The sequence below is a fragment of the Micrococcus sp. HMSC067E09 genome, from assembly GCF_001812555.1.
Lineage (GTDB): Bacteria > Actinomycetota > Actinomycetes > Actinomycetales > Micrococcaceae > Micrococcus > Micrococcus lylae.
In genome coordinates this window covers 23,400-32,309 of the sequence record NZ_KV809430.1, presented here as the reverse complement: position 1 = coordinate 32,309, position 8,910 = coordinate 23,400, and the positions used below count along the sequence as shown (strand labels likewise).

The 8,910-nt window shown below is 71.1% G+C and carries 8 protein-coding genes, 1 tRNA gene and 2 pseudogenes; 3 read left to right on the top strand and 8 right to left on the bottom strand.

Annotated elements, in window-relative coordinates; genetic code table 11:
• Positions 1-124 precede the first annotated feature (124 nt).
• On the bottom strand, positions 125-1,627 hold the full coding sequence (locus tag HMPREF2863_RS04180) for a DUF2079 domain-containing protein (protein ID WP_246828820.1): 1,503 nt from the start codon (positions 1,625-1,627) through the stop codon (positions 125-127).
• Between the two features lie 33 nt (positions 1,628-1,660).
• Positions 1,661-1,734, bottom strand: a tRNA-Arg gene (locus tag HMPREF2863_RS04175).
• A 200-nt stretch (positions 1,735-1,934) separates the two neighbouring features.
• Here HMPREF2863_RS04175 and HMPREF2863_RS04170 point away from each other — a divergent pair.
• Both HMPREF2863_RS04170 and ettA read left to right on the top strand, forming a co-directional pair.
• Positions 1,935-2,540 carry a single-stranded DNA-binding protein gene (locus HMPREF2863_RS04170; RefSeq protein WP_067190178.1) on the top strand — a complete coding sequence of 202 codons (606 nt, stop codon included), beginning with the start codon at positions 1,935-1,937 and terminating at the stop codon, positions 2,538-2,540.
• A 69-nt stretch (positions 2,541-2,609) separates the two neighbouring features.
• Positions 2,610-4,292, top strand: a complete 1,683-nt coding sequence (gene ettA / locus HMPREF2863_RS04165; protein ID WP_070638201.1) for an energy-dependent translational throttle protein EttA — start codon at positions 2,610-2,612, stop codon at positions 4,290-4,292.
• 118 nt (positions 4,293-4,410) lie between these two features.
• Here ettA and HMPREF2863_RS04160 read toward each other — a convergent pair whose 3' ends face one another.
• The gene (locus HMPREF2863_RS04160; RefSeq protein WP_067190182.1) at positions 4,411-5,463 is read right to left on the bottom strand and encodes an acyl-CoA thioesterase; all 1,053 of its coding nucleotides are present in this window, start codon (positions 5,461-5,463) and stop codon (positions 4,411-4,413) included.
• Between the two features lie 99 nt (positions 5,464-5,562).
• Between HMPREF2863_RS04160 and HMPREF2863_RS04155 the strand changes: the two genes are divergently transcribed.
• A complete protein-coding gene (locus HMPREF2863_RS04155) occupies positions 5,563-6,306 on the top strand; it encodes a DUF8185 domain-containing protein (RefSeq protein WP_245232174.1) in 744 nt (247 codons plus the stop codon).
• Between the two features lie 123 nt (positions 6,307-6,429).
• Here HMPREF2863_RS04155 and HMPREF2863_RS12140 read toward each other — a convergent pair whose 3' ends face one another.
• The 5 genes and pseudogenes from HMPREF2863_RS12140 to HMPREF2863_RS04140 form a co-directional block, all read right to left on the bottom strand.
• The gene (locus HMPREF2863_RS12140; protein ID WP_209279956.1) at positions 6,430-6,888 is read right to left on the bottom strand and encodes a globin; all 459 of its coding nucleotides are present in this window, start codon (positions 6,886-6,888) and stop codon (positions 6,430-6,432) included.
• Positions 6,889-7,149: 261 nt separating this feature from the next.
• Positions 7,150-7,575, bottom strand: a pseudogene (locus HMPREF2863_RS12135) (OsmC family protein); the annotation flags it as partial.
• Between the two features lie 31 nt (positions 7,576-7,606).
• Positions 7,607-7,738 (bottom strand): hypothetical protein, encoded by a 132-nt coding sequence (locus HMPREF2863_RS12400; RefSeq protein ID WP_256388809.1) that lies wholly within the window; start codon positions 7,736-7,738, stop codon positions 7,607-7,609.
• Positions 7,739-7,796: 58 nt separating this feature from the next.
• Positions 7,797-8,039: pseudogene (locus HMPREF2863_RS12460) on the bottom strand (EcsC family protein); the annotation flags it as partial.
• 76 nt (positions 8,040-8,115) lie between these two features.
• Positions 8,116-8,910 (bottom strand): alpha/beta fold hydrolase, encoded by a 795-nt coding sequence (locus HMPREF2863_RS04140; RefSeq protein WP_210386720.1) that lies wholly within the window; start codon positions 8,908-8,910, stop codon positions 8,116-8,118.

Sequence of the window (8,910 nt, the reverse complement as noted above, 5' to 3'; positions counted from 1 at the left end):
TGGCCCACCTCCTGGAGGAGGTGGGCCACCGCCGTCGTGGTCCAGGAGGGGCACCGCGGGGCGGGGCTGCGCCACGGACGTCACCCGGCCACCGGGCCTGCGGCGCACGGCGGGCGCCGCTGGCTCAGCGCTCCAGGTAGTCCGGGCAGACCGGGCTGACAGGGGCGCCCTTCTTCTCGAGGACGACCACGTCCCGCTCGTGCCAGACTTCGCTGAAGCCCAGGCGCTCGGCGCGTTCGAGGGCCTGGTCCGGGGTGAGCGGGTCCCAGCCGCCGAGCTCCTCGACCTTGGTGTCCACGATCATCCAGGTGGACAGCTCGTCGCCGATGTCCCCGTGCAGGCCCACATAGGTGCGGGTGGTCAGGTGGGGGACGGCGTTGTCGGCCGCCTCCACGCAGACGCCGTCCGGGATGAGGGAGACGGCGTGGGCGAGGTCCTGGCCGTGCTGGCGCAGGTGCAGCTCGCCGGTGAGCGTGCGGTGGAACGGGAACACCTGGGGGAAGAAGGCGGTGCCGACCAGTCCGGAGGCCAGCAGGACCGAGGCCACTGCCGTGGGGAGTCTCGAGACCTTGGGCCAGCGCAGGCCGAGGCGGGCGGCGACCTCGATCGCGGCCATCAGCAGGATCGGTGCGAGGATCGCGTCGTACTGGTAGACGGGGGACCAGACGTTGAGGCGGTCGTTGAACAGGCGGGAGCAGATGATCGGCAGCGCCATGAGCGTCACCGGGCTGAGCAGCGGCAGCAGGAGCAGCGGCACGAAGTGCAGCAGCCACAGGGCGACCTTCAGCGGGTGGTCGAACAGCACGGCGACGGCGTTCCAGGGCTGGGTGAGCAGGAACGTCAGCGAGCTGCCCATGTCCGGGCCGAGGGCCGTGAACTGCCAGTATCCGAACGCGCCGCTGGGGGAGAAGTGCGGGATCACCACCGAGGTGGCGAACCAGTAGCCGACCAGGCCGGACACGAAGGTGACGAGCGCCGGCCACCAGTGGCGGCGGATCGCCATCACCAGGGCGATCGCCACCAGGGTGATGCCCATGTCCTCGCGGACGGACAGGAGGCTGACGGCCAGCGCCGCTGCGAGCCAGGCCCGGTGACCGTCCAGGGCCCAGATGAGCCACGCCATGATCGGCACACCGAGGGTGATCTCGTGGAAGTCCCAGTTCACCATCGCCTGGAACGGCCACCACAGCAGCAGGGCCGCGGAGGCGATCATCGCGGTGACGTGACCGGTGCGGCGGCGGGTGAACAGGTAGACCGGGATCGCGGAGACGGCCAGGCACAGGGCCATCACGATGCCGAGCATCCGCGGGTCGTCCCAGATCCAGTAGAACGGCGCGAGCAGCGCGAGGATCGGGTGGAAGTGGTCACCGAGCAGGTTGAAGTCCACGCCCTTGACCGGGACGATCGGCGCCTTGAACATCGCGTACTGGCGGACGGCCTGGTCGAAGATGCCGAGGTCGTAGCCCTTCGCCTCGTAGGCGGCGAAGCGCAGGAACGAGTGCGTGACGTACAGTGCCGCGAAGGCCGCCATGAGCAGGCCGAGCTGGATCCACTGGCCGCGGGACACCGTCACCGCGGGAACGGGGGAGTGCGGGGCCGTCAGCGCGGCTCTCAGGCGGGAACGCAAGGGACTCCTCAGGGGTCGGCCGTGCACGGGAAGCGCCCCAGGAGGGATTCGAACCCCCGACCGGCGGATTAGAAGGCCGCTGCTCTGTCCGGCTGAGCTACTGGGGCTGGGCATCGGCCAGTCTACTGCTCCGCCGGGGCACGCCGCGGCGGCGTCCGCGGGTCCCTCCTGTCCTGCACAGCCGACCGGACCGGCTCAGCCGTCCACAGAAGCGGGGTGAGCCCTGGCGCCACGGCAGACGTGCCGCGTGGACTGGTCCCAGCGGCCGGCCATCCGGGCCGGTCCACCACCGGAAAGGGATCCGCACATGCAGGACACCATCACCCTCCGCGGCCGCATCGCCACCGACCCGGCCGAGCGCACCACACCGAACGGCGTCACCGTCGTCAACTTCCGCATGGCCACCACCGAGCGGCGCTTCGACCGCGCGGCCGGCCACTGGGCGGACGCCCACACCAACTGGTACAACGTGGCCGTCTTCGGGCGGCAGGCCACCAACGTGCTGCAGTCCACGAAGAAGGGCAACCCGCTCGTGGTGGTCGGACGCCAGCGCATCCGGGACTGGTCCACCGAGGAACGCTCCGGCACCTCGGTGGACATCGTGGCGGACGCCGTCGGGCTGGACCTGAACTTCGGCACCTGCGCCTACAACAAGACGGTCTCCGCACACCAGGCCGACCAGGACTTCCAGGTACGCACCGGGCAGCCGGGGGAACCGCAGGAGGTCGACGAGGCCGATGTGCCCGAGGGGCATCGTGTGGACCCGGACACCGGCGAGCTGGCCCGTGTGGGCGAGTCGCTGGCGGACCCGTGGTCCGCAGAGGTGCCCGGCGACGCCGGGGGTGAGGAGGCCGAGGAGGAGTTCGAGGAGGCCGCCGCCGAGGCGTCTGAGCGCACCCCGAGCTGGGCGTGAGTCTCGTCTCTCGGGCGAAGGTGGCCGTCGAGGCGAGGTTTTCGGCGGCCACCGACTAGCCTGGTGAGCATGGCGGAATTCATCTACACCATGGTCAAGGCCCGCAAGAAGGTGGGCGACAAGCTGATCCTGGACGACGTGACGATGTCGTTCTTCCCCGGCGCCAAGATCGGCATGGTCGGTCCCAACGGCGCGGGCAAGTCCACGATCCTGAAGATCATGGCCGGCCTGGACGAGCCCTCGAACGGCGACGCCCGGCTGAGCGCGGGCTACAGCGTCGGCATCCTCATGCAGGAGCCCGAGCTGGACGAGGACAAGACGGTGCTCGAGAACGTCCAGGAGGGCGTGGGGGAGATCTACCGCAAGATCCAGCGCTACAACGAGATCTCCGACGAGATGGCGAACCCGGACGCGGACTTCGACGCCCTCATGGAGGAGATGGGCTCGCTGCAGACCGAGATCGACGCCGCCGACGCCTGGGACCTGGACTCCCAGCTCGAGCAGGCCATGGACGCGCTGCGCTGCCCGCCGGGCGACTTCCCGGTGACCCACCTCTCCGGCGGCGAGAAGCGCCGCGTGGCGCTGTGCAAGCTGCTGCTGGAGAAGCCGGACCTCCTGCTGCTCGATGAGCCCACCAACCACCTGGACGCCGAGTCCGTGCTCTGGCTGGAGCAGCACCTGGCCTCCTACCCGGGCGCCGTCGTGGCCGTGACCCACGACCGCTACTTCCTGGACCACGTGGCCGGGTGGATCTGCGAGGTCGACCGCGGCCGCCTCTACCCGTACGAGGGCAACTACTCCACCTACCTCGAGACCAAGCAGAAGCGCCTGGAGATCCAGGGCAAGAAGGACGCGAAGCTCGCCAAGCGCCTCGCCGAGGAGCTGGACTGGGTCCGCTCCAACACCAAGGGCCGCCAGGCCAAGTCGAAGGCCCGCCTGGCCCGCTACGAGGAGATGGCCGCCGAGGCCGAGAAGACCCGCAAGCTGGACTTCGAGGAGATCCAGATTCCGCCGGGCCCGCGCCTGGGCAACGTCGTCATCGAGGCCACCGACCTGAAGAAGGGCTTCGACGACCGCGTGCTCATCGACGGCCTGTCCTTCTCGCTGCCCCGCAACGGCATCGTCGGCGTGATCGGTCCGAACGGCGTCGGCAAGACCACCCTGTTCAAGACCATCGTCGGCCTCGAGCCGCTCGACGGCGGCGAACTGAAGATCGGCGAGTCCGTGAAGATCTCGTACGTGGACCAGACCCGTGCCAACATCGACCCGGAGAAGTCGCTGTGGGAGGTCGTCTCGGACGGCCTGGACTACATCAAGGTCGGCAACGTCGAGATGCCCTCGCGCGCCTACGTGTCCGCGTTCGGCTTCAAGGGCCCGGACCAGCAGAAGCGGGCCGGCGTGCTCTCCGGCGGTGAGCGCAACCGCCTGAACCTGGCCCTGACCCTCAAGGAGGGCGGCAACCTGCTGCTCCTCGACGAGCCCACCAACGACCTCGACGTGGAGACCCTGACCTCCCTCGAGAACGCGCTGCTCGAGTTCCCGGGCTGTGCCGTGGTCGTCTCCCACGACCGCTGGTTCCTGGACCGCGTGGCCACCCACATGCTGGCCTACGAGGGCACCGAGGAGAACCCGGCCAACTGGTACTGGTACGAGGGCAACTTCGAGTCCTACGAGAAGAACAAGGTGGAGCGCCTCGGCCCCGAGGCCGCCCGCCCGCACCGCGTCACCCACCGCAAGCTCACCCGCGACTGACCGCGTCCGAGCCTGCCCCGCGGCCCGCCGAGCGAGCACTCCTCGACGGCGGGCCGCGGTCGGTGCCGGCCGAGCCGGCGGACACCCGTGCTGCCGATCAGGCTTTTCGTGCCGCCGATCAGCCCTTTCGACGCGGGCGCCGCATCACCGTCTTCATCGCCAGGGTCTGCAGCGCACCCTGGACCTTGGCGGTCACCGCATCGGACCCCTGCGGCAGGCGGAGCATGCCCTCCTGCGCGACCGTGGCCACCAGCTCCCCGTCTCGGGTGAAGACGTGTCCCTGGCCGAGGCCGCGCGAGCCCTGGGCGGACGGGCTGGACTGGACGTAGAGCAGCCACTCGTCGACGCGGGCCGGACGATGGAACCACATGGAGTGGTCCAGGGAGGCCACGGACATCTTCGGCTGGGTCCAGGCGAGGCCGTGTTGGCGCAGGATGGGCTCCAGGAGCGTGTAGTCGGAGGCGTAGGCGAGCGCCGCGCGGTGCAGGTTCGGGTCGTCGGCCAGCCGGGTGAAGGTCCGCATCCAGACCATGTTCGTGTTCGTACGCTCGGCGGCGGGACTCACGTAGACGGCCGGGGCCACGTGGCGGATGTCGAAGGGCCGGGCCCAGGCCCACTCCTGGGCGATGGGGTGGCGGATGTCGCCGAGCAGGTCCGCAGTGGTGGGCAGCTCCTCCGGGGCGGGCACGCCCTCCGGCATGGTCGCCTGGTGGTCGACGCCGTCTGCCGGCGCCTGGAAGGAACAGGTGAGAGTGAGGATGGCCTTCTCGTCCTGGCTGGCGAGCACGCGGCGGACCGAGAAGGAGCGGCCGTCGCGGACCCGCTCCACGGTGAAGGTGATGGGCTTCAAGGCGTCGCCCGGGCGCACGAAGTAGCCGTGCAGCGAATGCGCGTCCCGGCCGGGTTCCACCGTCCGCGCGGCGGCGGCGAGGCACTGGCTGAGCACCTGGCCGCCGAACACGCGACCATGGGCCTGTTCTGGAGTGATGCCGGTGAAGCGAGCGTCGCCGGTGAGCGGATGGGCAGCGGCCTCCTCCAGCTCCAGCAGGCCCCGGAGCATGGCGGTGGGATCGGCCGGAGCGGTGTCCGGACGCACCAGGCCGTGGCGCAGGGGGCGCCGGGCCGGCGAGCCCTGGTTGCCCTCGTGTTCGGGCTCCGGTCCTTGTCTCATGCGTCCTCCTCCTCGGCGCGGTACGGTACCAGCGGTACTGCTCGGCTGCGGCGCGTGGCGGGCCCCGGAAGCCGGAGCCGCCCTGCGACAATGACCAGTATGACTGAGCAGCGCCGCCCCGGAGCCGGATCCGAGACCCATGCAGACCCGTCCCGCCTGACCCTCACTTCGGATGCGGCGGTCGCGGACCTGGAGCAGTTCGCCACACGTGCGAAGAAGGTCTCGGACACCGGCATGCGCCTGCAGCTGATCGGCCCGGCCGCGGAGGGGAAGGACGCCGTCCTCGCCCAGTGGGTGAACGTCATGGCACCGCGTGGACTCGGCGACGAGGTGCCCACGATCCTCGGCCTGCGCACCGTCCCGGTCGCCTCCGCCGAGCACGCCGATGACCTGGACGCGACCGTGCCGTTGGCCGCGGTCCTCGAGCGCACCGCGCGGATGAAGGACTCGGGGCCGGCCGGCGGCGTGGACCGTACCTTCAGCGTCCCGCCGTCCCGGGAGAACCAGCCGTGGACTGCCCTGACGCCGCCGCGCGCGGGCTGGACCCAGGTCGCCGAGGTCGCCCACAAGGACCTCATCATGGTGGCCAAGGACGGCATCACGGCCATCCGACAGGCCCTGCCGACCAACCCCGGGGACGCCGTGGTCCAGCGTCTGCGCGCAGCCGTCTGGGGCCAGATGCTGGGCGAACCGGCCGTTGTCCCCTCCGGATGCGCCTTCGCAGCATTCGCCCTCGGCTTCCTCCCGCCGGAGGGCCGCGCCCGCGTCCTGCAGTCGGGGCCGTGGACGCGCATCGACACCACCGGCGGCTTCGTCCTCCACAGGCCCGCGGTCGCCCTCTGACCCGCCGGCCGTGAGCCTCACCGCCGCCTCGCCGGACGCCTTCCGGCACTTCCCGACGACGGACCCCGCCCCGTCCACCCCGGTGGTGGGCTGGTGCCGCTCAGGCGGGGGGGGTCAGGCCGCTCAGGCGGAGTTGACCATGGAGTGCGCGGCGCGCTCGAGGTAGTCCCAGAGCTCGGCCTCCTGCAGCGGGGCCAGGTCCAGGGAGTCCACGGCGGTGCGCATGTGGCGCAGCCAGGCGTCTCGGGCGGCGAAGTCCACCTTGTAGGGCATGTGGCGCATGCGCAGCCGCGGGTGGCCGCGCTGCTCCGAGTAGGTGCGCGGGCCGCCCCAGTACTGCTCGAGGAACAGGCGCAGGCGCTCCTCGGCGCCCTCCCAGTCATCCTGCGGGTACATCGGCGCCAGCAGCGGGTCTTGGCGGACGTTCTCATAGAACACCTTCGTCAGCTGTGCGAAGGTCTCGTGGCCGCCCACGGCCTCGAAGAAGCTGGTGGCCTGTCCGGGGGCCGCCGGCGCCGAGGCCGCCGCGGACGGGGTGGCGGCGCGGTCGGCGGTGGTCGGGGCGCCGGCAGCGGGGCGCATCGACGGCGGGAGCAGCTGCGGCGTGTCCCCGGAGCGCGCGGCGGGGCCCGCGTCCCGCGCGGCGACCTGCTCGGCGCCGGTGGGCAGGTCTTCCCGCATGACCGGCTCGACTTCGGTGGGCCGGTCCTTCATGCCGGTCACCTGGGACGGGCGGTTCGCCGGACGCGGACGGGCGACGGCGATCGGCGCGCCCAGGCGGGAGGAGAACTCCGGCAGGTGCGGCATCTGGCGTGGTGCCTGCGGGGCCAGCTCCACCGGGAAGTTCAGGGAGTTGGCGATGAAGCAGTCGCGGTGGGCCGGGGCGTGGAGGCCGTCGGCCTGCTCGCGCTGGGCCTCGTCCGCCAGCCACACCTCGGGGCGCAGCGTGGCAGCGGTCATCCGGCCTGCACCGGAGGAATCCACCTCCAGGGTGCCCTCTACCGCCACCGTCATGCCGGTGACGACCACACCGGCGGCGGTGGCGTGGTGCAGGTAGGACAGCGTGTGACACTGGGCCAGCGCGCCGAGCAGCAGCTGCTCCGGGTTCCACCGGGACTCGTCACCGTGGAACGCCCGGGCGGAGGAACCGGAGATCTCGCCCGGGCCGGCGGCCTGCAGCGTCACGTCACGTCTGTAGTCCCTGTACCCGGACGTGCCGGAGCCCTGGTTGCCGGTCCACTCTGCACGGAGGCTGAACTGGTGCTTCATGGGCTCCAGGGTAGTGGTGGCGCGGCTGCCCTCACGACGGGTCTTCGGAACGAAGCCGTTCGAGATCCTCGATGACGCTGTACGCGTCGTCCTCTGCCTCGAGAGCGGTCACGTCGATCGGTACCTTCGCGCCCTCGGGATCGAGGTGCAGGTACGTCTCCAAGAGGAACCGCCTTGCCGAGAGAGTTCTTCGTGACCTGCTGGGAGAACCTGCCCATGAGGCTCTTCAACAACCGTGCGAGAAGGGACTGCTCGATCTGGGCCCATGGGAGCTTCACGGCGAGTGCGTGTGTCCGCTTGGCGAGGTCCTTCATCGCCGCCTGCTTCGCGGCGACCGAGCCTGCCGTGGACAGGTTCATGACGCTGAGGACGAACAGTTGTTCCGAGCGCACCTCAGGGTTGTATCCGTAGGCCAGTGCTGTTCGGCCGACGGCGCGAGAACACAGGGAGAACACCACAGCCATGTCAGCTGCCATCGAGCCCGCGCAGCTCATGCGGTTCTGTGACCTGCGCCCCCCTCTTCTGATGTTGCCGGACGATTCAGGACTTCTCTCGACGGGGGAAGATCGCCTCCGCCACCGCGTCCGGAGCGTCCAGGTGCACGTCGTGTCCCGCGCCCGGCACCACCACGCCCTCGGCGTGACGGTTCGCCTCCAGCATGGCGTCGAACTCGGCGGCCGGCTGGCTGCCCTCGCCACCGCGCACCAGCAGCGTCGGCGCCGTGACGGAGCGGCATTCGTCCCAGCGGTCCTGCGTGTGCACGGCGAGCAGGACCTCGTGGAGCACATCCGCGTCCCACCGTCCCCGCAGTCCTTCGGCGGTCGCCTCGAGCCCGTCGGCCCAGGCCTCGGCGGCCGGCCCGCCGCCCAGGAAGTCGACCGCGGCCCGACGGTCGGCGAAGGGCTGCGGCCAGGCCCGGAACCAATCGCTCACGGGTGCCGTGTGCTCCGCGCCCTCGCCGCCGACGCCGCCCTCGACCAACACCAGCCGGGTCACCAGGTCAGGCCGCGTCGCCGCGGCCATGAGCGCCGTGTGGCCGCCACAGGACTGCCCGACCAGCACCACCGGCCCCAACGCCAGGTCCTCGACCACCGCGGCCACGTCCGCCACATGAGCCGCGCGGGACAGGTCCTCCGGCCGCCGGGTGCTGCCGCCGTGTCCGCGGGCGTCGAAGGCGACCACACGGGCATCCTCCGCCAGCCGGCCGGCGACGCCGGTCCACTCGAGGGCGCAGCCGCCGAGGCCGTGGAGCAGCAGCAGACACGGCACGGGGCCGGCCCCTGCAGGCACCCCGGTGTCGAGGACGCGCAGGCTCACGCCGTCGCGCTCGATCAC

Excerpts from the sequence above, each read along its gene's own strand:
- HMPREF2863_RS04170 (WP_067190178.1), top strand. The coding sequence starts at position 1,935 with ATGCAGGACACCATCACCCTCCGCGGCCGCATCGCCACCGACCCGGCC.
- ettA (WP_070638201.1), top strand. The coding sequence starts at position 2,610 with ATGGCGGAATTCATCTACACCATGGTCAAGGCCCGCAAGAAGGTGGGC.
- HMPREF2863_RS04160 (WP_067190182.1), bottom strand. The coding sequence starts at position 5,463 with ATGAGACAAGGACCGGAGCCCGAACACGAGGGCAACCAGGGCTCGCCG.
- HMPREF2863_RS04155 (WP_245232174.1), top strand. The coding sequence starts at position 5,563 with ATGACTGAGCAGCGCCGCCCCGGAGCCGGATCCGAGACCCATGCAGAC.
- HMPREF2863_RS12140 (WP_209279956.1), bottom strand. The coding sequence starts at position 6,888 with ATGCGCCCCGCTGCCGGCGCCCCGACCACCGCCGACCGCGCCGCCACC.